General features: G+C 43.8%; 21 protein-coding genes. 4 read left to right on the plus strand and 17 right to left on the minus strand.

Annotated elements, in window-relative coordinates; all coding sequences use genetic code 11:
* Window positions 1-377: 377 nt before the first annotated feature.
* On the minus strand, window positions 378-2,219 hold the full coding sequence (locus C9I98_RS19480; RefSeq protein WP_245907195.1) for a glycerophosphodiester phosphodiesterase: 1,842 nt from the start codon (window positions 2,217-2,219) through the stop codon (window positions 378-380).
* Between the two features lie 133 nt (window positions 2,220-2,352).
* Window positions 2,353-3,312: a nitrilase family protein gene (locus tag C9I98_RS19485; protein ID WP_036821702.1), complete on the minus strand. Its 960-nt coding sequence runs from the start codon at window positions 3,310-3,312 to the stop codon at window positions 2,353-2,355.
* Between the two features lie 100 nt (window positions 3,313-3,412).
* On the opposite strand from C9I98_RS19485, the gene C9I98_RS19490 reads away from it, so the two are divergent.
* Window positions 3,413-4,276: a LysR family transcriptional regulator gene (locus C9I98_RS19490; protein WP_036821703.1), complete on the plus strand. Its 864-nt coding sequence runs from the start codon at window positions 3,413-3,415 to the stop codon at window positions 4,274-4,276.
* Between the two features lie 398 nt (window positions 4,277-4,674).
* On the opposite strand, the gene C9I98_RS19495 is transcribed toward C9I98_RS19490, so the two are convergent.
* From C9I98_RS19495 to ygeW, 14 genes are all read right to left on the minus strand, one after another.
* A complete protein-coding gene (locus tag C9I98_RS19495; protein WP_146153891.1) occupies window positions 4,675-5,700 on the minus strand; it encodes a sterol desaturase family protein in 1,026 nt (341 codons plus the stop codon).
* A 10-nt stretch (window positions 5,701-5,710) separates the two neighbouring features.
* A complete protein-coding gene (locus C9I98_RS19500; protein WP_107272376.1) occupies window positions 5,711-6,727 on the minus strand; it encodes a Gfo/Idh/MocA family protein in 1,017 nt (338 codons plus the stop codon).
* Window positions 6,720-7,019: a pyrimidine/purine nucleoside phosphorylase gene (locus C9I98_RS19505; RefSeq protein ID WP_036829130.1), complete on the minus strand. Its 300-nt coding sequence runs from the start codon at window positions 7,017-7,019 to the stop codon at window positions 6,720-6,722. Before C9I98_RS19505 ends, C9I98_RS19500 begins: the two co-directional genes overlap by 8 nt.
* Complete coding sequence (locus C9I98_RS19510; RefSeq protein WP_107272377.1) at window positions 7,012-7,614, minus strand: hypothetical protein; 603 nt, start codon at window positions 7,612-7,614, stop codon at window positions 7,012-7,014. The genes C9I98_RS19505 and C9I98_RS19510 overlap by 8 nt, the downstream gene beginning before the upstream one ends.
* Window positions 7,607-8,365: a ferritin-like domain-containing protein gene (locus C9I98_RS19515; protein WP_107272378.1), complete on the minus strand. Its 759-nt coding sequence runs from the start codon at window positions 8,363-8,365 to the stop codon at window positions 7,607-7,609. The genes C9I98_RS19510 and C9I98_RS19515 overlap by 8 nt, the downstream gene beginning before the upstream one ends.
* The gene (locus tag C9I98_RS19520) at window positions 8,358-9,530 is read right to left on the minus strand and encodes an MFS transporter (protein WP_107272379.1); all 1,173 of its coding nucleotides are present in this window, start codon (window positions 9,528-9,530) and stop codon (window positions 8,358-8,360) included. The genes C9I98_RS19515 and C9I98_RS19520 overlap by 8 nt, the downstream gene beginning before the upstream one ends.
* 470 nt (window positions 9,531-10,000) lie before the next feature.
* Window positions 10,001-10,444: a nuclear transport factor 2 family protein gene (locus C9I98_RS19525; RefSeq protein ID WP_107272380.1), complete on the minus strand. Its 444-nt coding sequence runs from the start codon at window positions 10,442-10,444 to the stop codon at window positions 10,001-10,003.
* A 33-nt stretch (window positions 10,445-10,477) separates the two neighbouring features.
* Window positions 10,478-10,828, minus strand: a complete 351-nt coding sequence (locus tag C9I98_RS26905) for an alpha/beta hydrolase family protein (RefSeq protein ID WP_245907196.1) — start codon at window positions 10,826-10,828, stop codon at window positions 10,478-10,480.
* A complete protein-coding gene (locus C9I98_RS26910) occupies window positions 10,806-11,354 on the minus strand; it encodes an alpha/beta hydrolase (protein WP_245907197.1) in 549 nt (182 codons plus the stop codon). The genes C9I98_RS26905 and C9I98_RS26910 overlap by 23 nt, the downstream gene beginning before the upstream one ends.
* Before the next feature lie 243 nt (window positions 11,355-11,597).
* The gene (arcC, locus tag C9I98_RS19535) at window positions 11,598-12,500 is read right to left on the minus strand and encodes a carbamate kinase (protein WP_107272381.1); all 903 of its coding nucleotides are present in this window, start codon (window positions 12,498-12,500) and stop codon (window positions 11,598-11,600) included.
* An 85-nt stretch (window positions 12,501-12,585) separates the two neighbouring features.
* Entirely contained in the window at window positions 12,586-14,049 is a 1,464-nt protein-coding gene (gene hydA / locus C9I98_RS19540; RefSeq protein ID WP_245907198.1) for a dihydropyrimidinase, read from the minus strand.
* 108 nt (window positions 14,050-14,157) lie between these two features.
* Window positions 14,158-15,375, minus strand: a complete 1,218-nt coding sequence (locus tag C9I98_RS19545) for a YgeY family selenium metabolism-linked hydrolase (RefSeq protein ID WP_036831231.1) — start codon at window positions 15,373-15,375, stop codon at window positions 14,158-14,160.
* Between the two features lie 220 nt (window positions 15,376-15,595).
* Window positions 15,596-16,798, minus strand: a complete 1,203-nt coding sequence (gene dpaL / locus C9I98_RS19550; protein WP_036831229.1) for a diaminopropionate ammonia-lyase — start codon at window positions 16,796-16,798, stop codon at window positions 15,596-15,598.
* A gap of 176 nt (window positions 16,799-16,974) precedes the next feature.
* A complete protein-coding gene (gene ygeW / locus C9I98_RS19555; RefSeq protein WP_036825651.1) occupies window positions 16,975-18,162 on the minus strand; it encodes a knotted carbamoyltransferase YgeW in 1,188 nt (395 codons plus the stop codon).
* 492 nt (window positions 18,163-18,654) lie between these two features.
* Between ygeW and C9I98_RS19560 the strand changes: the two genes are divergently transcribed.
* The 3 genes from C9I98_RS19560 to C9I98_RS19570 all read left to right on the plus strand — a co-directional run bounded on the left by C9I98_RS19560 (window position 18,655) and on the right by C9I98_RS19570 (window position 22,322).
* A complete protein-coding gene (locus C9I98_RS19560; RefSeq protein ID WP_107272383.1) occupies window positions 18,655-20,403 on the plus strand; it encodes a sigma 54-interacting transcriptional regulator in 1,749 nt (582 codons plus the stop codon).
* Window positions 20,404-20,658: 255 nt separating this feature from the next.
* Window positions 20,659-21,975: a sulfite oxidase gene (locus C9I98_RS19565; protein WP_036817728.1), complete on the plus strand. Its 1,317-nt coding sequence runs from the start codon at window positions 20,659-20,661 to the stop codon at window positions 21,973-21,975.
* An 11-nt stretch (window positions 21,976-21,986) separates the two neighbouring features.
* Entirely contained in the window at window positions 21,987-22,322 is a 336-nt protein-coding gene (locus tag C9I98_RS19570; RefSeq protein WP_036817730.1) for a hypothetical protein, read from the plus strand.
* Between the two features lie 76 nt (window positions 22,323-22,398).
* On the opposite strand, the gene C9I98_RS19575 is transcribed toward C9I98_RS19570, so the two are convergent.
* Window positions 22,399-22,842, minus strand: a complete 444-nt coding sequence (locus C9I98_RS19575; protein ID WP_036817732.1) for an RNA-binding S4 domain-containing protein — start codon at window positions 22,840-22,842, stop codon at window positions 22,399-22,401.
* Between the last annotated feature and the right edge of the window lie 22 nt (window positions 22,843-22,864).

Raw genomic sequence — 22,864 nt, forward strand, 5'->3', positions numbered from 1 at the left:
AAACGATGATAAAAATATAAATAACAAGGTTGGGGGGCTGTAAGGTGATCTACGCATGAATAATGAATAACTTTTTCAATTTAAAGTCATTTTATTATTAAGTATTGAACAAATTCATTTCAAGATGAATAACAAACAAATTGCCTTCACAAAAATAAAAACGGCTCACTCACAACTAAGTTAAATAGGCAATTATACTCGCCCATTAAATTAATTATAAAAAACATACAAAATCAATTTCACCAACAGAAATTTCGATAGCAAAAGGCTCTATTTATTCCAAAAGAATAAAACAATATAAAAGACTTATAAAAATTATACATATTCAGCCTTAAAAGTTTAATTACGAAAACCAAACTAACCATCCACCTACTTTTTTATAACAGCAACCAATGACGCAAAGTAAGCAGTGCACGCTCTGAAAACTCCATTTCATCGATGGCAGATTTCACCTCTAACGCCATTTTCGGCTCATCCGTGATAATGCCATCAACGCCCAGTAAGAACAGACGACGCATGGCTGGTTGGTTGTTAATTGTCCAAGCCAACACCTCTTGGCCTCGTTGCTGAGCATCGATAATTCGCCAAGCATTAAACCATTGCTCGTTCAGCATCAAAATATCAACTTCTCGCTCCAGCTCCGATTCACCCACGCTTGCGGCATAGATAAGTGCGTAACGCAGCTGGCCGGGGCGAATAGCTGTCATTTCTTCCATTAACCGCTCCAACAATGACACATCAAGGCTCGACACAATCATCGCTTGCTCATAGTTCGGCAGTATCTCAGCCATCGCGAGTGCCAGATCAAAACGGAAGTTGTAACGCTTCAGCTCTATATTGAATTCAATGTCATCGGCATAAGCATCTAATAAATCGGTCAGCAACGGCGGGGGAATTTGGTTGTTTGCCTCATAGGCGGCAACAATTTCAGGGTAACTTGTGTTTTCAACAACCAAGGGCACACCGAGTAAGCGGCCTAAATCACGGTCATGGAACACGATAACCTGTCCGTCTTTGGTTATCTGAACATCAATTTCAGTACTTTTGATCCCCAGCTCAATCGCATACTGCACCCCCGCCTCACTGTTTTCAGGGTGTGCAAAGCCACCTCCCCGGTGCGCAACCACATAGCCCGATGTGTCGGTTTGTAAGTGCCCGACGAAATTACGGACATCTGAGTAACCGTTAACGGCGGCAAACCCAATAAACAGCACCATGGTCGTCATAAGCAAGGTACGGCGCTGGGTGTTCTGTTGAATGCCTGCAAAGCGCTCTTCTTCATTGACCAATTTAAGTCGCTTGGTTTGCAAGCGTAGAACATAATATTGGCAGCTTGCGTAAATAAAGCGGTCAACAAAACTCAATAGAAACGCAATGGCAAATAACAATGCCGTTGCCAGCATTAACCACGGATAATGCTCAGGGTCGGTTGTTGCCCAATACAATATCGGGTCAAGAATGAAAAAGACCACTTTCGCGATAATGGCAATAATGACAACCCGACCAAACAGCCAAGCAATGTGACCAACCAAGATATGCAGATAAATAGCCTGGCTAAGCCTTTGGGCCTGCTTGAATAAACGCCATTGAGAGCAATTTTGAAAAAGGCTCAGCGGCAGAGCAAGCCACCAGCTTGCCCAATAACGAAGCACCAATAACACAAGCGGTAAGGTGAGCAAAACCAACAAACCAACGGCAATCCATAATGAGCTCATTTGATTGTTGAGATAATAGTTTATATCCCAATCACTCAGCATTAAGCCGTAAAGCCAACGCCCGCACCAAATCAAAGTGGAGAACAATAAACTGATCCCAATAGACTGTGCGAGCACCACTTTAGCAACCCGAAAGCTACGCTGCAGGATCAAGCCGAAAGTATCTAGAATCGACCGCTTCCCTAAATCATGCTGGGCAAGCAAAATACTAATGGTGGAATGCTCAACAAAAAAAGCAAAGCTCAATTGCGTCACAAACCAGAAGCTCAGCAAGAAGCCCGCAGGCGAGAGAAAGAAAGCCAATAGATCCTGGTTGGCAATCGCACTTACCCCATGGAAAGCCATGAGCTTAGAGCTTATCCATATATCAAAAGGCACAAACAAGGTAATCAGCGCGCAACGCACAAACAGAAAGCTGGCCAGCATCTGAAAGCCGCTGGTTTTCAGTCGATGCCAGGTGAAATACAGGATATGTCTACCGCGATGGAAAATTGCGTTGCTCAAGTGGTTGTTTCGCCAAGGTTGTATGCTTGCTGTAAAGATATGATAGCACCGTAAATACTCGAAAAGTCACAATCGTTACATCATGACTATTCGAGAGTTTAGGATATGAGCAATATTGACAATGACTGAATGATTACTTTTCTGAGAATCTTGCCTGATGGGGATCCAATTCGTGCCCAAGCGCCTCGGTCAGTGGGTGATATAGATCAGGACGACGCCCACGAATCCACCGCTTACCGGTGCACATGTCCAGCTCTTTCGCCTGCAACGTTGCAACAACCATATCATTGTCCACACTATCTGTTTCAGTAATAATTTCACCATAAGGGTTAAGAATCATGGCGTTGCCTGTTCTAACTTCATCCATATCAACCCCGACACCATTACTAAATATAAGGAATAGGCCATTGTCATGTGCTCGGGCAGGTAGCCAGCGCATTAGCCACTCCCGCCCTTTTCTTCCTTGCATTTCAGCGCGAATCGCCTCGGGGTTACTACCGCGATTATGCCAAAGATCTAGATCAATCAGCCCCATAGCATTTGGGCTTCTCGAGTGGCATCCACCCGTTTGGTGTGGGGCAATTAAAATATCCGCCCCTTTCAATGCGGTAATGCGTACATTCTCAACAAGGTTATTATCCCAACAAATCAATATCCCAACCTTACAACCGTGAGGTGTATCGACAACGGTATACTCACTGCCACTGCTCATATGGGGGCTAACAAAGGTATGTAACTTGCGGTGTTTTGCCGTTTTACCGTCCGGCATGGCCAAAACAAAAGTATTATAAAGCTTTCCATCATCACCAAGCTCAATTAACCCAGCACCAATACTCATGTTATTTGCTTTCGACAATGCCAGTAGGGATTGTGTGGATGGGCCTTCTGGAACAGGCTCAGCCAATATTTCAATCTCTTGCTGGCTTAATTTAGAAACATGCCAATAACCGGTAATACACATTTCAGGAAACACAATCAATTCGACTAATTCGCTTCTGGCTTGAGCGACGTAGTGCTCGATCACTGAAAGGTTGTATTCCTTATTGTTGGCATGATGATTAAATTGTACAGATGCAACGCGGATATCTCTCATAAATAGCTCATTTTAGTTCTTAAGTTGTGGTGAGGTCAGTTTAGAAAATTTCTTTCATTCCTTATAATGAAAGAATCTCAACCTTCGATGAGTAATTGGAATGAACCATGATCAGTTGCGAGCCTTCTGCCAACTCGCACAAGACAGAAACTATCGGATAGCCTCTGAGCATTTATGCATCACTCAATCGGCACTGACAAAAAAGATTCAACGTTTAGAGGAATACCTTGGGGCAGAGCTCTTTGAACGTGGCCGGCAAGGTGCAAAATTAACGCCTATAGGTAAAGTATTATTACCTGAAGCCCAGCAGTTACTACAAAGCATGGTGAACTTTGAAGGGCTTTCACGATTAGTAATAGAAGGCACACGGGGCTATTTAAAGATTGGGTTTGGTGTATCAACTTACCATCAAGCACCTAAATACATAGCTGAGTTTAAGCAACACTATCCACAAGTAAATATCACTCTCAATGATATTCCATCCGAAAAACAGCGAGAGAGCCTGCTAAACGGTGACTTACAGCTCAGCTTTAATCGTCTACCCGTTGAACCACCTCTTAAATCAATAACACTGTCTTGCGATCATTTGGTTGTCGCAATCCACAAGGATGAGAAAATAAATCAAAAGAAGCTTTGGGAGACCTTATCTAGCTACCCGTACTTACAACTAAATCCTTTGAAAGGACCTGGCCTTCACCAGCAAATAAAAGCATTTTTGTTTACACAAAGATGCAATCTCAAGGTTGAACAAGAAGCTGATGACATCCTTACTTTACTTACCCTGGTCTCTTCACGTTTAGGCTATACAATTGTGCCGGCCAGCACCCAAGCAATTAGTCAGCCTAACATTCGATTTATACCGCTAGACGGGCAACATTCCAGTTGGGAGGTTGGTGTAATATGGAATGAACTCAAACCTAACCCATTTGTGTCTAAGTTTATTGAAATTATTGAGAAAAATTAGCATTTCAATAGCCCCCTAAAGATATAAACCGCCATAAAAGATATATCAAATCCCCTGCACGGCTCTTGTCAGGGCGTCCAATTCGTAACATTATCCGTGCCGAAAGCGATTCGCGCTTAGATGAGTAAAGTCAGCAATCCCCCTGATGCTATCGGCATTGATGATGTAACTTCAGTTACAACTAAATTCCGGAAGCCCATCTAAGTTGAGTACTTTCAATAATTGCTAATTGTGTTTATCACCTACTTTAGATAAACGTGTCGGGGGAGGCCCTACTCCCCACTTTTTTATAATTACAAAGATCAACACAAGCCTTGCCCGATTTAGCTATAAAGGTTATAACCCCAAAACCAGCAGCCATATCTTGATAGAAAGTCACCTAGAATAAATTTAGTAAGCTAAGGTTCAACTCGATTTTCTTTTGAAGAAGCAACCGTTTCATGTCGTTTAAACATACGTCGAGCAACTCTTTTAAAAGGTGTTAAGTACATATTTAGCACTCCTGCATAATTGTCATACTTCTCGCCAGCTACACCAAAAGTTAGTACTTCCTGCTTAGTTGGCATAACTTGAGTATTGAAAATTTGGTCCCAAAATGAGAACAGAAAGCCGAAGTTGACATCATGATGCTTCCTCAAACTACTATGGTGAATTTGGTGGTAAGCAGGGCTCACTAATATGCTTCTTACGAACCGAGGGTATCTGATAAAGACATGAGAATGTTGTAAATTTAACCCCATTATCAGAAATATAAGCATAAATACATTCTGACCAGCTATAACTATGTATAACTGTTCACTAGGAAACAAATGATTAATTACTCCTGAGTAAATACCTGTAAACAAACTAACAATCAGCACAAAACAGATTTGATTCACTGGGTGCGAGCGGTAAGCTGTTAATGGATTTAAGTTATCTGCAATGTGATGAATTTTATGAAACTCCCATAAGAACCTGACCTTATGAGCTAAGTAATGCTCAAAAAAGGTGGCAAAGTCAAAAACAATTATCGCTCCAAGCGTTAGTAAACCGCTTAACAGCAACCCAACTTCAACATGGATTATTGGCAACCCTACAATTGATAATAAGTCAAGCACCGACTGCTTAACAACAAAAGCGCTAGATAGAATAAATGAATACATAAAGCCCAATAGCACTTTATCTACTAAGTAAAGCTTAATATCATCTACCGTTGACTTTGATTTAAGCTTATGAAGCTGTATCAGGCTTTTCATCAACCATATAAAATTCCAAGATTTTGTCTGGTACGACTGAAACAGCAAAGCAACTACCAACGCAGATAAGATATAGCCAAGGAACAAACCTTGGCTGGGATCTAAAAACACATAAAGGCGCTGAATAACCGACTCTAAGCCAAGATAAAGCAACTTAGAAAGCCAACTGAAGTCGATAAGTGTATCCACAAGCGCCCCCTTATACGTTAATGACAACCGCTTTTTCTTTTATGTGCTCAATCATTGAAACCGTTCTTAACATCAGATGTTGAGAATCCCACCAAGACTCATCTCTTGCACCATCTATACTCTGTTGAAAACACTTAAGCATCTGATGATGCTGATAATCATCAAAAACAATACGACGCTCTTGCTTCTCGACTAAAGGGAGAAAGCCACTACTAATAGTGACCTTAAGACTGTCAACTACCTTTCCGTATACAAAAGACCCACAATACGGCATAACAAAGTCATTAACCCGAATCTCACCCTTATCACCAGATATGATCAACTCCTGCCTTACTGTTGCACCATGATAAGATGAAGATATATTAAAAATAGTTTTATCCACATAACCAATTGCATTGAACCCAACAGTACAATCATTATCATTATTAAATATGACAGGGTTAAGTATCATTGAATCATCACAATCACAGAGAGTTTGTAAGATCCGGATTGGATACCAGCCCAAATCACCAAGCGCCCCGTTTGGTTCTAATTTTGGCTTGAATTTAATGTGACCATCATCAATACTTGGCCAAATAAAATCAGCATCTATACGTGTAATATTACCCACAAACTTGTTAATTAAGGAAGGAAGCTCAACCATAAATTCATTATGTAAAAAGTGGCTAGCATCCATAAATATCAAGTTAGAACTTGATACTTGATTTAATGTATTATTCACTAAAAAACTATTAGGAATAGGCTTCTCGACAAGCATATGTTTTTTAAAATCTAAAGCTTGATTTATGTGCTTTTGCTTCATGCTTGTCGGCGTGGCTATGTATACAGCTTTCAAAGCTTCGTCACTATAGAATGCCATCTCATCACTAAAACACCGCTCAATGGGTACCTTGTATTTCTCTCCAAAGCTTCTGGCTGATTCAAGGTTCCGCGATAACACTGAGTGAATAGGTATACCAATTTTCCTACATGAGGATGCAATCACACTGGCCATTAAACCTGTTCCAACAATACCTATGTTAATCATACTGGCACCTATAATCTAAATGCTCTAATACTTTAACTGTAAACTTTTTCCCTTTTGGCACTATCATGATTGAACCTTTGGAAACAGATGACTCTTCACCGTCAACTACAAATACAGCTTTCCCTGCTTCTATATGGAAAGTTTCTTGTTGTTCTGCTAACCAACAATAACTACCGCATCTCATAAAGCCAAAAGTAATAACAGTATCATTACCTGTTTTGAAGTTACGTAAAATGACATTACCATCGAAGAATACAAAAGTGTCATGATAGTTGTATGTGATATTAGACATGATTATTACATAGCTCCTTAATATAGCTATCATCCACATTAAGTCCAGTTTTGAATGGATCTGTAATTACTTCAGGTATAGGATCAGCACCAAGTGCTTCACGGCGGTCAAACTTTAAGTTTTCGTTGTTGGTGTAACAGAGAATGAGTTGAAGACGATTCGTATAAGGACATGGTTCGCGACCATGCTTATACTCTTTTCCATTAACGATCAAGATATCCCCTGCATCCATAGAAATACGCTCATCCTCAATAAGGAAATCCCAATTATTCTCAGCTCTATTGTTTATATTCAAAGAAATAATATAATCTACAGAATCCCTATCTTTGTGCATAACGACAGGGTGACCCTCCTTATAATTCCATAAAAAGGAGTAACTTGGGTATACTTTCTCACCAACAGTCTCAGAAACCAGATCAGAATAGTAACTAAGCATGGCTTCAAAGTATGGAACCGCAAAATACATATGCACGTTTTCAGAGTCTGTATTACCATTTAAATTACCAGTGCTATCCATAATAGCAAGATAGCGATACATCAGTTCAATTTCTCTTTCAGAGATAGCACTCTTAATCAGCTTATAACCATTAAGCATAACACTTTTCCTCTAGAATCTTATTAACAAAACCAGATTGTCTATTTTCCACCCTATTCTTTATTTCTTCGTACGACTTACCACTAATTTCTGCTAACCAATTAATGCCAGCATCATTTACATGTAGAATATTTTGAAACTGATTTAAATGATCCTTGATTTTTTTTACCTTATAAGGATTTTTAATAATTTGTTCTCGGAAGTAGTTAATCCCCATTTGAACATGTCGAGCTTCATCTTGTAGGGCACCTTTGTATATTTGTCCAATTAAACTATTGGAACCAAAGGCTTGAATAAAAATATTGAATTGCTCTAATGCTCCATTCTCTAGAAAAACATGGCTGAGAAAAATATCATCAAAGTCAGTTAGAGTAGAGAAGTGCTGGTCATAAATCTCAGTATTTTTTGATAAATCTTGAACATTTCCATTAGCTAACATCACGTATTTTGAAAATAACTCAGCATGCCTAGCTTCGTCATTTACCGCTTGCCCTAGCCCTATTTTTAACGCGAAATCTTCGCAATCAGACAAGAGTTCTGCAGCATTTTGCATTCCAAGAACTTCAACATGGGCAGATAGGCTTGCTACAGCAATTGCCGTATCTTTTAAATGCTCAGGAATTAAATCATCTTCAGCTAGGCTCCAATCTAAATCCCTATCCCAGTTTTGTTTTTCCTTACCTTTAAGATAGATATCGTAATGACCAGTAGTTAAAAAAGACAACTCGCTCATCTTTTCACACTTAAGCATTTATCCTCCTTCCAGAGTGTAGGTTTACTGTCTTTATAGAACAAAAAATTAAGATTATAAAAAGTGCTATACCTGTAACCTTAAATGTAAAGGTAATTGAGTATAGGTTTGCTAAATACCCACCTAATACAGGCATACATATAGCAATCACAGATGATATTTTTTGAATTCCACCTGTAACTTTTGCAAGGTTACTAAAATCTACTAACCTTCTAATGCCAAAGCGAAATGACACAAAAATTATACCAGATGCAAGACCAGTCAAAAATATCAAGAAATAGTAAAAATATACACTAACTACAGTTTCATTGAGAAATCCAAATGCAGTGAACACTATACTATTAACTACAAGAGATAGTAAAAAAACATGATTACTGCTTAATTTACCCATCATAAAAGAGCTTATTTTCGTTCCAACGATACCTCCTAACCCTAGCATAGTTATTATATATCCAACACTTTCTTCAGATTCACCAATAAATTCAAAGAAAATGCTAAGCATGTCATTACTTAGAAAGAATGATAAGTTAGATAACGTATAAGCAATAATCAGCAAATATAATTCTGGTTTATCCTTCATCTCTTTCCTAAGAGAGAAGTTATTTTTTAAAATAGATTTGTTATTGATATCACCATCATTAAAATATCGTTCATTGTCGAAGATTGAAAATAATAAACCTATTATATTAAGCAATAATGAAATTATAACAACAGACCATAAACCAAAAGTTCCATAGAAGAATGTTACTAGTAACGGAATACCAATCCGGCTTATGTTGACTAAATATCCACATATTTCATAAAACTTCTTAGATTCATTTTCATCTTTGTTCAGTTTTGGATTAGAAACGTTCAACCCACAACGACAAGAAATTTTCATCAGCAAAATAAAATATAAAGACACCATTGAATCTGCCAGTAACAATAATGGCATTAATATAATGACACTAAAAAATAGCCCTCCCCTTAATATTTGCACATTATACTTATCGAACACTTTTCCAAACCACTTTCCAAATACAAAAAATGGAAATGCGAAACACGCCCCTAACAGACCCATTTCAAATGGTGTTGCAGAGAACATGTATATAGAAATAATGCTAAAAATAGTGTAGTCAAGATAGGTATCTAGCTCACTAGCACCTATAGTAATATATTTTTTCATATTAAACCTTCTGAAGAAAGGTATGGTTACCCATACCTTTCGTTATTTAATTTAGATATTGCCAATTGGTTGGTATTCCATACATCCCCCTAAATTATCCTTAATTAAAAATGTAGTGCCGTGTGGCAGGAATATAAAAACAACTATCTCCTCAAAAAAGAAGCATTTTTTTAAAACAATATTGTTAATTTGATGTTAAACACAGGAAATGCCAATTTTACATGTTTTTTATTTGACAATATCTTGCATATGGTCAAAGATAACAGATTGCAAACTGGTTGCATATAACTCGGTGGCATATAAATATGTGTTTAAATGCATATTTGGTATAGGTAAGTCCTAAACAAGCAATCACCATTAGCACTTAATAAACTACGAATTGCGTAAAAAAGCAGCAACCCAATAAAGATTGCTGCCTCACCATTAAGTGTTATTACTAAACCTTTTAATAGTTATCACTACTACCTTAATTAATTTTGATTAACTGACACTAACTGCTTCAACAAACCAAAACCTTTAGCTGCCACTACAGGGTTAAAAATCTCCACATACTCTGTAATTTCCCCGTTAGAGTTGAATTTGAATGTCGAGTAATATTCGTTTTCATACCAACCTCCACTGTTTTTCAGTTTGATTCGGCCTGTATACCGTACAAATACCTTGTCACCAGCTTCCATGGCATAAAGTTCATGAATAGGGAACGCCATGCCATCAAAATTGGGAAAAGTCGGTGCCCAGTAAGCTTTTATACCCTCCCGCCCCTTGGCTCCGGTTGGAAAAACGCCTGAGTGGTAGGGATTAATATGAAGGCCATCTTCGGCAAAGAGCGCAGCAATGGCTTCAGGGTTTTCTGCTTCAATCGCCGCGAAAAAATCGCGGACTCTTTGTTTATTTTGTTCTGCTAAGCTCGACATAATGTTCTCCACGAAAATCGTTAGGTAGCCTAATTAACCTTTAAAGAAATCGGCTACCGCATCGCTGGCTTTGCCCACTACATCTTTACGATCGTAAAAGTCGAATTGAGTTACATCGTCTTCTAGCCATAGCTTTTCCAGTGGGGCTTTAGTGCGCTTTGCATAAGCTTCTGCGCCAGCTGGCAATGCGATAGAGGCAGAACCAACCATCAACATTGGTTTGCTTAACTTATCAGCGGAAGCTTGCGCATCGTAAGTCAACCAAGGCTTCCAGCTTGCTACCGAAAACTTGTTATCGTACTCGGCAATCAAACCACGGTGGGCCTCAGTGTAATAAGGGGCTTGGTACATCACCGATTTATCATCTGTCGCACTGGCTCCCAATAGCACTGGCTCCCAATAGCACTTGCTCGCCAGCACCTGGGGCTTCGCTCAAAGCAATCAAGCCCGGTACAACTTCTGGGCCACCATAAACGGCTTCTGCCATTGCAGGATCGTGGAGCCAAGGGGCAACCAACGCCACTTTTTGCAAATTAGCGTTACTCGCAACCGCATCGGCCATATAACCCGACGAGGCACACACCCCTAAACCAGAAATACGGGCGCTGTCTACTTCGTCCAATGTCGCTAAAAAATCAGCTGCAGCTTGAATGTCTGCGGTTTTCACCACAGGGTCTTCGACATAGCGAGGGGCGCCTTCACTTTCGCCCCAGCCGGTAAAATCAAACGCCAATGCAGCGAAACCACGGGCAGCCAGTTCACGCGCATAGGTCCCCGGCATTTGCTCTTTCACTGTGGTCCAAGCACCCGCAACGATAGCCGCTGGCAGTGGTTGGCTAGCACCCTCTGGTGTATACAGCGTGCCTTTCAACATTGCGCCATTGCTTTGAAAAGCGACGCTTCTGCTCACTACACCTTCTTTGTTAGGGGTATTTTGTAAATTAATAATGGAATTTGGCATAGGGTGTCACCACTTCATGTCGGTTAGTTTGGGAAGAGTATAGTGGGACAGGGAAAGCAGAGATTGACGATTATTGCCTGAGTTTTTGTACTTTATTGCAGCAGAGGAAGTGATTAAAAGACAGCAATAAAAAAGCAGCAACCCGGCATCCAGGTTGCTGCTTAATTATCAGCAGTTAAGAGCAGCTACACGTTAGGCACTCACACATGTCCCGGCTTTTTCAGCCAATACATCCAAGCCTTGCTCTAAAGCGCCAATGTATGCCTTGCCGCCGAAGTTGGCAAAGTCAGCCGCGGCTTCCACTTTTGGCCCCATAGAGCCAGCCGGGAATTGATACTCACTCAACTGGGATGGCGAGGTTAGACGTAATGCCCGTTGGTTATCGGTGCCCCAATCCAAGTAGACCGCATCAGCATCGGTGAGGATCAACAGTTTGTCCGCTTTAAGCTGCTTGGCTAACAATGTGGCTGCCAAATCTTTATCAATCACCCCTTCGACACCCGCGTAGCCAAAGTCCCCTTTGCGTACCGGGATCCCGCCACCACCGCAGCAAATCACCACCTGGCCTGCGTTTAACAAGGTCTCAATAGACTGTTTATCAATAATGTTCACAGGCTTAGGCGATGGCACCACGCGCCTGACAAATTCACCGTCGCGCTTCATGGTCCAGTTATTGGCCTCGGCCAAGATACCGGCTTCTTCTTCGTTGTACACCGGGCCGACAAACTTGGTTGGGTCCAGCATACTTGGGTCATTGGGATCGACTTCAATCCGGGTCAGCAAGCTGCTGACTTCAGTTTGCAGCATCAGGTTTTGCAACTCTTGCGCCAGCATATAACCAATCATGCCCTCACTTTCGGCACCCAATACATCAAGCGGGTATGGCGATACTTTGTCGTAAGCCAAGTTCTGCAACGCCAGCAACCCAACCTGAGGGCCATTACCGTGAACAATCGCCACTTGGTATTCTTTGGCTATCTCAGCAATGGCTTTAGCGGCAATCTTAATATTGGCGAGTTGGTTTTCAAAACTTGGGGCATCGCCGCGACGCAGCAATGCATTGCCGCCCAAAGCGACAACAGCAATAGGCTTCATAGTAGCTCCTTGAATTATCCTTGTTGGTGGGGAGAAGCCCTCTCTTTCGATGAATCTCCCCTATCTGGCCGTTACAACAAACCCGCTATAGCAATTGGTGAGTATGGAACGGTTGGCGGCGAATAAAGCGGCCATTCCCGGCTTTCCCCGTAAATTCGCCATTGCACGCCACCACCTGCCCTCGGCTTATCGTCATTACTGGCCAGCCTTGAACTTGCTTACCTTCAAACGGGGTGTAATCAGTGTTGTCGTGTAATAAATCGTGTTTTATCGTGACTTGTTGCTTAGGGTCGAACATGACCAAATCGGCGTCCGCCCCGACTTGCAACGTCCCTTTTTGTGGATACAAACCGAACAACTTAGCTGGCATGTAACTGGTGAGCTCAACAAAACGGCTTGGGCTGATCCGCCCCGACATCACACCGTCTGAAAACAGCAATGGCATCCGGGTTTCCACTCCCGGCAGGCCGTTGGGGCAAGCACTAAAATCTTCCTTACCCTGCTGCTTTTGTACCTTGTAAGTAAACGAACAATGATCGGTGGCAATGGTATCGATGCTGCCATCTTCAATGCCTTGCCAAAGCTTGCGCGACTCTTCGACCGGGCGCAGTGGCGGGCTGAGAATGAATTTAAGTGCATCTTCGCGTTCATAGCAGGCATCGCACAGCACAAGGTATTGAGGACACGTTTCGGCCCAAACCGGTTGATGGTTCTGTCGTGCCAAGCGAACGTAATCAAGCCCAAGCCCATTTGATAGGTGGACAATATATAACGGCGCGTTATCGGCCAAGCTTGCCAGGTTGATAACCCTGGCGATGGCTTCAGCTTCACAGGCCAATGGTCGACTTTCGGCATGATACTTGGGCGCAGTTTTACCTTGGCCAAGCAGCTGCTCACGCCGCAGTGCGATGGCAGCGTCATTTTCCGGGTGCACAGTGGTTAGTGCATTCACCTTGTTCAGCTCAGTGAGAGCCTTGAGTACATCGGCATCATCAAGCTTGTAGTTGTAAGTGAGGTACAGTTTGAAACTGGTGATCCCCTCTTCTTCCACCATCGAGGCCATCTCAGCCAAAATTTCATCATTGATGTGTTGAATCACACCATGGAAACTGTAATCAATGACCGCTTTGTCCTTGGCGTATTCTTTGTACACCGCAAGTTGGTGATGAAGGTTACAGCCCTTTGGGCCAAACCCCATATGATCAACAATGGTTGTCGTGCCCCCGCAGGCGGCAGAGCGGGTACCGGTGTAGAAATCGTCGCAGCTGCGGCTGATACCAACATCAATATTAAAGTGGGTATGGACATCAATCCCGCCTGGCATCACATACAAACCCGCCGCTTCAATCACATCACAGCCAGAGGGAACACGGTGAATTTCAGGAGCAATATCCGCAACCTTGCCGTCAATAACCAGAATATCGGCTTGTTGTGCTTTCACGTGGTCGACAACGATGCCTTGGCGGATCAACACGGCATTGTTCATCTCTGGCGCACGCTGGGGCACCTCGCTCGCCAGTGTGTTTATGGTCGGATTGCCTTGAGTCATGATTCCCTCACCACTGTCCAGAAATTCCATCCTAGGGGGGATATGAGGCCAACTGTTAGGCAGAGGGTCGGCGCCCCTAGGACGGAAAAGGTTTAAACCACTAACGGGTTATTTTTTCAGTTCTTGTAGGTACATCTGTGGAATAACAGCGTACATCGCAGCACAGGTCACCAAATGCTCTTTCCATGTTTTCTCATTTGGAGCGTGAGCTTCTGGCTCTTTACCTGGACCAAAGCCAATCACAGGGATACCGTAACGGCCCATGATTGATACGCCATTGGTAGAGAAGGTCCACTTATCGACGGTTGGTTTCTTGTCGAACAGCAACTCATAAGAGGCTTCAAGTGTTTTAGTTGCGACATTTTCTTCATCAATAACCCATGCCGGGAAGTAGCACTCTGTTGGGTAAACCAAACCGGTGTAGGCAGGACGATCGTAGTTGTACATCGAAACCTTGCCGCCAAATCTCTTCACAGCATCCAGCTCTTCGATCTCTTTGATCGCGCCTTCCCAAGTTTCACCCCAAGTCAGGCGACGGTCGATAGAAACGGCGCAGCTATCAGCAACAGCACAACGGCTTGGCGAAGTGAAGAACACTTCTGATACTGTTAGTGTTCCTTTGCCTAGGAACGGGTCGTCACCCAAATTAGAAGCCAGTTTTTCGATATCATTTAGCATGTGGCCCATCTTGAAGATGGCGTTGTCACCACGTTCTGGGGCTGAACCATGGCAGCTCACACCTGATACATCGACGCGGATTTCCATACGGCCACGCTGACCACGGTAGATCTGGCAATCTGTTGGCTCGGTTGATACCACGAATTCTGGGCGGATATTGCTTTCCTGGATAATGTACTGCCAGCAAAGGCCGTCACAATCTTCTTCCTGCACCGTACCTGTTACCAATAAGGTGTACTCATCTTCAAGGCCGAGATCTTTGATGATCTTCCCCGCGTACACCATCGATGCCATGCCGCCTTCCTGATCCGACGCACCACGGCCACCGATCACTTCATCATCTTCCATACCCTGGTAAGGATCAAATTCCCAGTTATCCATGTTGCCCACACCAACGGTATCGATATGCGCGTCCATCGCGATCAAGTGCGGGCCATGGCCGATCCACCCTAATACGTTACCCATTGGGTCAATTTCAACCTTATCAAAACCGACTTTTTCCATTTCTTCCTTGATGTGCAGTACGACTTTCTCTTCATCGCAACTTTCACTAGGGATCGCAATCATGTCACGCAGGAAGCGGCTCATATCCGCTTTGTATTCTTGGGCTTTTTCTAGTACTTGGGCAAATGGGATGTTCATTGTCATTGTAATTCTCCTTGCGCCGGCAACATTTTCACGCCGGCATGTGTGATTTTGCAGGAGCTTGAAAGCAGTATTCACCGCTCCCAGCGCCATAGAATTTTTATTGATGCTCTGAGCATTAACTGAAGCTAGTTAGTGCAAGGACAAAGAGAAAGCGCGGAGTTTATAAGCATAAATGAGCACTTTCGATACAGGCATTGTGCTAACTAGCAAAAGTAAATGTTCAGAGTGTTGGGTGAAGTCCTTGCCACACTACCTCACGGTAATGCACCGGATCGGTATCCCCTTCGGTGTTGATCAGCAATACCACCGAGTCTTGGTTTAGGCCGAGTTTCTCCATGAGTTGCTCGCGCTCTGGGTGGTAGTGAACGGCAGCAAGCAACCCTGCGCCAACAGCACCCGACTCGCCGGATACCACTCTTGGATCATCACCCAATGGGTTGCCTAGCACGCGCATACCAAGTGCGGCGACGCTGTCTTGGCATGAAACAAACTGGGTCGAGCAGTCGCGTAATACCGGCCAGCCGATTGGGTTAGGCTCACCGCAGGCTAAGCCGACCATGATGGTGGCAAGATCGCCGCTTACATTGACCATGTCGCCTTTGTCGCTAATTCCGGAGCGGTAGATACAATCGGCTTGGTCTGGCTCAACAACCACAGAGTGAAGTTTATCCGGGCCAAATTGCTCGCATAGGTAGCCGAGTACACCACCTGCCATTGCGCCGACACCCGCTTGTAGGAATACATGGGTTGGACGGGCTATTTGTTGGGCTTTCATCTGGTCAACAGCTTCGGCTGCCATGGTGGTGTAGCCCTGCATGATCCAAGTTGGGATTTCGGTATACCCTTCCCATGCTGTGTCTTGCACGACCTTCCAACCGTTTTCTTCAGACGTTTTAATCGCCAAGCGCACGGTATCGTCATAATTCATATCGGTGACGATACATTCGGCGCCCAAGGCGCGAATATTATTGACTCGCTCATCGGCCGCGCCTTTTGGCATGTACACCACGGCATTCTGGCCAAGCTTGTTGGCTGCCCATGCTACACCCCGTCCATGGTTACCGTCGGTTGCCGTGGCAAAGGTCATTTTTTCGGTGATATCGTTTTTCAAGGTATCGAAATTAAACGCGTTAATATCGAGCTTATATTCGTCACATAACAAACGGGCAATCGCATACGCACCGCCGAGCATTTTGAATGCACACAAATCGAAACGGTGGGCTTCGTCTTTGACCAATATTTTGCCAACGCCGATTGCTTTGGCCAGGTGGTCTAAAGAATGCAAAGGGGTTGGTTGATACCCTTCCACCTTTTGGTGAAAAGCGCGGGCTTTTTCCGCTTCTTCAATGGAGAATAGAGGAGATAGCTGACCGTTATAATGGCGGTTATCGGCGATCTCCATTTTTAGAGAGAATGTAGACACGACCAGTCCTCATTGAATTAATTGAAAGAAAAACGCGGGGGCTCCCAAGGAGTAGACGCATGATCGTTACCCCCGCCATGAGCTATCATGCTCAAGCTGTAAAATTACAGATAGATCGACTTCGGTGCCCACTGCCCGCCCTTGCAGGCAGCAGGTATCTTGAGTATACGAAGGAATTACTTCACTCGTTTTTGCCCTTCATCTAGCAGCTCTTGCAAGATATCGGCAGGGTTTTGGTACTTGCGGTTCATAATCATTGCAGCAATGATGTACGGCTTCCAGCTAGCTTCCTTGTATGTCGGGATGCGGTATTTTTCGAATACGGATTCTTCAACCTCACCTTCTTCACAAGAGACACCGGTGATATCCGCTGGCAGACAGTGCATGTATAGTGCTTCGCCGTCTTTGGTCAGCTTCATCATTTCTTCGGTGCAGTGCCAGTTTTTGTGGTTAGCATTTTGGGCCAAGCATTCTTGCTCTAGTGCTTTCAAACCGTCGTGGTCATTGGCACGCAGTAGTTCGGTACGACGTCCCATCACCTGATACGGCGCCCAAGATTTAGGGTAAACAATGTCGGCATCCTTGAATGCTTCTTCCATCGACTCAACTTGAGTGAAGCTACCGCCTGAAAGCTTGGCGTTTGCACGCGCTTCTTCCACCACTTCTGGGATCAAGTCGTAGCCTTCTGGGTGAGCCAAGGTCACATCCATGCCGAAACGAGTCATCAAGCCGATGATGCCCTGTGGCACTGAAAGTGGTTTACCGTAACTTGGCGAGTAAGCCCAAGTCATCGCAATCTTCTTACCTTTCAACTTATCTAGGCCGCCGAAATGCTCTTCTAGCCATGCAAGGTCAGCCATCGACTGGGTTGGGTGGTCAATATCACACTGTAGGTTCACCAGTGCAGGACGGTGAGGCAATACGCCTTCTTTCACACCATCATCCAATGCTTCGCCAACTTCACGCATGTAAGCGTTGCCCGCACCTAGGTACATGTCGTCACGGATACCGATAGCATCGGCACAGAATGAAATCATATTCGCTGTTTCACGCACTGTTTCACCGTGGGCAATTTGCGACTTCCCTTCATCCAAGTCTTGCTGAGCTAGGCCCAACATGTTGATAGCAGAAGCATATGAGAAACGGGTACGGGTAGAGTTGTCACGGAATAGCGATACAGCTAGGCCATTCTTGAATACATTCGTGGCAATGTTTTCCTGACGCATAGCTTTAAGCACTTGGGCAGTTTTAAGAACACGCTCTAGCTCTTCCGGGGTTTGTTCCCAAGTGAGTAGGAAATCTTTATCATGTAGGTCTGACTTTAGTTCATTGATTTCCTTAATTAGTTCATTAATACTTTTCATCATCTTCTTCCCGATAATTGGTTGTTATAGTTCACGTCTGGAAAACACCGACACAAAGTGACAGGCTTTATCTAATCGTTACGTGGGCATTAATTGGTTTACGTTATTTTCTATCTGGCTCTAGTATCCAGTTAACTTGGTTTTATAACTTCCAATATCTATGCCATGTTTTGAAAAGTCGGGAAAAACGCTGAAATAAAGTGGCCTAGATCTCATAATTTCTTTTAATGGATGGCGTAAGTGAATTATCGCTTTCATCCAGGTTACGGTTTCCTTCTCAGAGTATTGAATAAACTATCAAGCCCTATCAGCCTTGATAGCCAAAATGATAGTAAATAAGCCGCTGCTATATCATATTGATATTCAGCTGTGACATCGGTAGCAATTGTCTTTATTTATGGCTTATGCAACATAAAACACTGACATATATCAATTAGGAATTTCTAAATATCCACTATTTTTATCTATTCCATAATTAAAAAAACTATTGTTATGCTGAATACAACTGTGACATCCGAGCTGATGAAGCTTCAGCCGACGATACTACGCTTTACCCAGACCTTATCAGCGGTATTGAAAATAGATGCTGAAGTGGTCGATGCCAACCTGGTACGAATTGCAGGTACTGGCCCCTACAGCAAATTCTTTGGCAAGAAACTCAATACCAGCTCAAGGATTTTCAGGTATATACTTGAAACACATGAGGAAAAAGTCGTCGTTAAATCACGTACGGACCCCTTATGTGAAGGGTGCACCAACAAGGGAACTTGTCGGGAGACAGCCTTTCTTGGTGTGCCTATTATTATTGAAGAGCGCTGTCTCGGGGTGATTAGCCTTGTCGCCTTTACCGAAGAATCCCGTGAGCGCATTAAGGATAATGTGCAGCTTTTCTCCGATTATATTAAGCACATCGCCCAGATCGTCGTATCCAAGGTTGAAGAGAAAGATAATATTGCCGACGGCCTCGATGAGGTGTTTACTAATCTTATTGAAAACATGGACCAAGGCGTATTAGTTCTAGATGAAAGCCGACGGGTTAAATATGGCAACCAACCCGCGCTAACCAACTTAAACATGACCAGAGATGCATTGAATAAAACTGAAGTAAATATTCAGCCTTTATCAATGCACAACAATGAATTAAAAGGCCACCAGCAGCACATCATTTCCCTTGGTGAACGCCAAGAATTAGTTGTAGGGCAATTTTATCATGCCCAAGGGCACCAATTATTCCTGATGGCTTATTACCAGCCAAATAGTTCGATTGCTATTGCTGAATCTTTACCACAATTTTCAACGGTAATTGGCGAATGTAAAAAGATGCGCCAATTAAAAACCTTAATTACCCGTATTGCCAGCAGCCCGTCGAGTGTACTAATTAATGGTGAAAGTGGTACCGGTAAAGAAGTGATCGCCAATGCGGTTCACAACTTGAGTGATCGTAAAAATAACCCGTTCATAGCAATTAACTGTGCCGCCATACCAGACCAACTCCTTGAGAGCGAGTTGTTCGGTTATGTTAAAGGGGCATTTACGGGTGCATCGAGCAAAGGTAAAACAGGCCTTATCCAAGCGGCTAACAAAGGTACCCTGTTCCTAGATGAAATCGGTGATATGTCGATGACCCTACAAGCCAAGCTGCTACGCGTGCTTGAAGAGCGGGAAGTCATGCCTATCGGGTCGAACAAGGCTGTACCGGTTGATATCCGTATTATCTCGGCCACCAACCGCAACTTTGCCGAAATGATTGCCACCAATAATTTCCGCGAAGACTTGTACTACCGCCTGAATGTGATCCCTATTCACTTGCCGCCGTTGAAAGATCGCGAAGGTGATGTCGAGCTTCTGATCCGCTTCTTCTTGGAAATCCATACCCAAAAGATCGGCGTTGGCTATCCGGGCATTACCCCCGAGGCGATGAACCGCCTTAACAGTTACCACTGGCCGGGTAATGTGCGCGAGCTAAGCAACTTGATAGAGTATTTAGTGAATGTCGTGCCAGAAGGCGATCAAATCGATGTTGATCTGCTGCCTCCATACTTTGACAACGTGCAACCCAAACAAAAGGTTGAGCCCATCATCCATGATGACAGCGCCATGAGCTTGGAAGAAATGGAAAAGATCCGTATCGAAGAAGCCATTGGCCGCCTAAGTAACCGCAAGCTCGTTGCCGAGGAGCTTGGCATCGGTATCGCCACCCTATACCGCAAGATCAAAAAGTACGGTTTGGGTAATCACTAAGCCACTGTGCTAAAAACAGAAAAAGTCGCATTCGCGTTTCTCGAGTAGAGGGCGAATGCGGCTTTTTGATTTTTCCGGGCTTGAAACAGGTGCTAGCCTGAACGCGGGATAAAAAGAGAAGTGAATCAAAAAACGAAATAAAACGTTCCGATTTTGTTGCAAAAATGTAAATTACCCGTTTATCATTACCTGCACGATCGGTTGTTTTTTGATCGATCTGATATCTTAAACCATGGAGAAGGAAATCAGGTCAGCATGAAACAGAACAAGCAAATAGAGAAAGGCATTAGAGAGTTATACCAAGAAGATCCTATCGGTGCAGATAAGAAAGTCTTTGGACGTACCAGCGATCCCATCAGCAGAAGGGGATTCCTAACCGGTTTAGCAACGATGAGCACTATACTTGGTGCCGAGATCGTGTTCGGTCGTTTTATGCCGGCAGGACTCATACCAGCGGCTTTTGCCGAAACTACTGACAATTTTATGCTCCCCGGCAAAGATCCGGGCCTGATTGTCCTCAATGACCGCCCTATTAACGCAGAGGTACCAGCCCACCTACTCAATGACTTGGTAACACCTGCCGATAAGCTCTTTATTCGAAATAATGGCATCCCACCAGAGAATGTAGACGTGGACAGCTGGACTTTGGTTATTGATGGAGAATCCGTTGAAACCAGTAAAACTTATACCATCAAAGACCTCAAAGAAAAGTTCGAGTCACATACTTATCAACTGACGATTGAATGTGGTGGTAATGGTCGCGCTGAATTTAACCCGCCAGCCAAAGGTAATCAGTGGACAACGGGTGCTGTCGGATCCCCCCAATGGACAGGGGTTCGTTTGCGTGATGTATTAAAGGACTGCGGTATTAAAGATGATGCCGTTTATATTGGCTACCATGGCGGTGACTCGCACCTTTCTAGAAACCCTGAAAAAGAAGCGATATCCCGAGGCGTGCCTATATCCAAGGCCTTAGAAGACGAAGCATTGATTGCTTGGGCAATGAATGGTGAAGATATTCCAGCTTTGAATGGGCACCCATTGCGATTAGTCTTTGGCGGCTGGCCAGCCTCAACGTCTGGTAAATGGCTAAAAGGGATTTCGATTCGAAACAAGGTACATGATGGTACCAAGATGGAAGCACCAGCCTATCGGATACCGTGTGAGCCAGTAGCGCCCGGTGACAAAGTAGCCGCCGAAGATATGTGTATCATTGAAGCGATGCCGGTGAAATCATTGGTGACGCTCCCTCAATCAGGCATTAAGCACAAAATAGGGGAGAAACTGGCTGTGAAAGGCCATGCTTGGGCGGGCGATAAGACGGTTGAGAAAATGGATATCTCTATCGACTTTGGCCAAACTTGGCAGGAAGTAAAACTCGCCAAACCAGCCAATAAGAATGCATGGCAACGTTGGGAGGGCGAGGTGAACTTTCCTAAGAAGGGTTACTATGAGGTCTGGGCAAAAGCGACTGACAGCGATGGTATTTCCCAACCAATGGTACTGCCTGGCTGGAACCCTAAGGGATATTTAAATAATGCATGTCATCGAATCGCAGTACAAATTGTCTAGGGAGTACTGGCATGAAAAAGCATGTGTTATTGCTAGGCTCATTACTCTCTTTTGCAGCCGTTGCTGTATCTGATTATGAGAAGGACAAAATAACCGGATTGGTGATTGATAAAGGCTTTGAAGAAGTCAGGGCGAACTGCACCGTTTGCCATTCAGCTAAAATCATTACCCAGAACCGAATGAGTTATGATTCATGGTTAGACTCAATCCGTTGGATGCAGGAAACCCAGGGGCTGTGGCCACTGAGTGTTAATGAACCGATTATCTTGGACTATCTTACGAAGCATTATAGCCCTGAAGATACGGGTCGGCGGGCAAACCTTCCCTCGCATTTGTTACCGAAATAATTCAATCATGGTTCTCCCCGGCTATGCCGGGGAGAACCGCATAGATTCTACCTTTATCGCGGTATAAATAAGGGGATTAAAAGTTCAGCAACTTACGGCCAGTGTTTTTATCTGCTGGACCCGACTTCTGCTTGGCAGGCTTGGAAGACTTTTTACCCGCTTTGGCTTTATTGCCTTTGTTCGATTGCGCGCTCTTGCCACGCTGCTGCTTGCTTGGCTTAGGCTGTGCAGGTTTTGGCTTTTCTGCCTTTGGATCCGGCTGCTCTGATACCGGCTGATCACATATCACCAAGTAGAATTCATTATTGAATTCAATTACATCGCCGTCGTAAATCTTACGGCGCTTACGCTGCTCAAGTTCGCCGTTTACGGCCACATAACCTTCAGAAATGGCAAATTTGGCTTCACCACCACCGCTGACGGCGTTGGCGATTTTCAACACCTTATAAAGCTCAATTGGCTGGGCACTGACCTCGACGCCAAGGGCTTCTACTTCATATTCATTATTTTCTTCAGACATAACTAAACCGGTGGTGAAACAA

Source organism: Photobacterium sanctipauli (genome assembly GCF_003026495.1).
GTDB classification, from domain to species: Bacteria; Pseudomonadota; Gammaproteobacteria; order Enterobacterales; family Vibrionaceae; genus Photobacterium; species Photobacterium sanctipauli.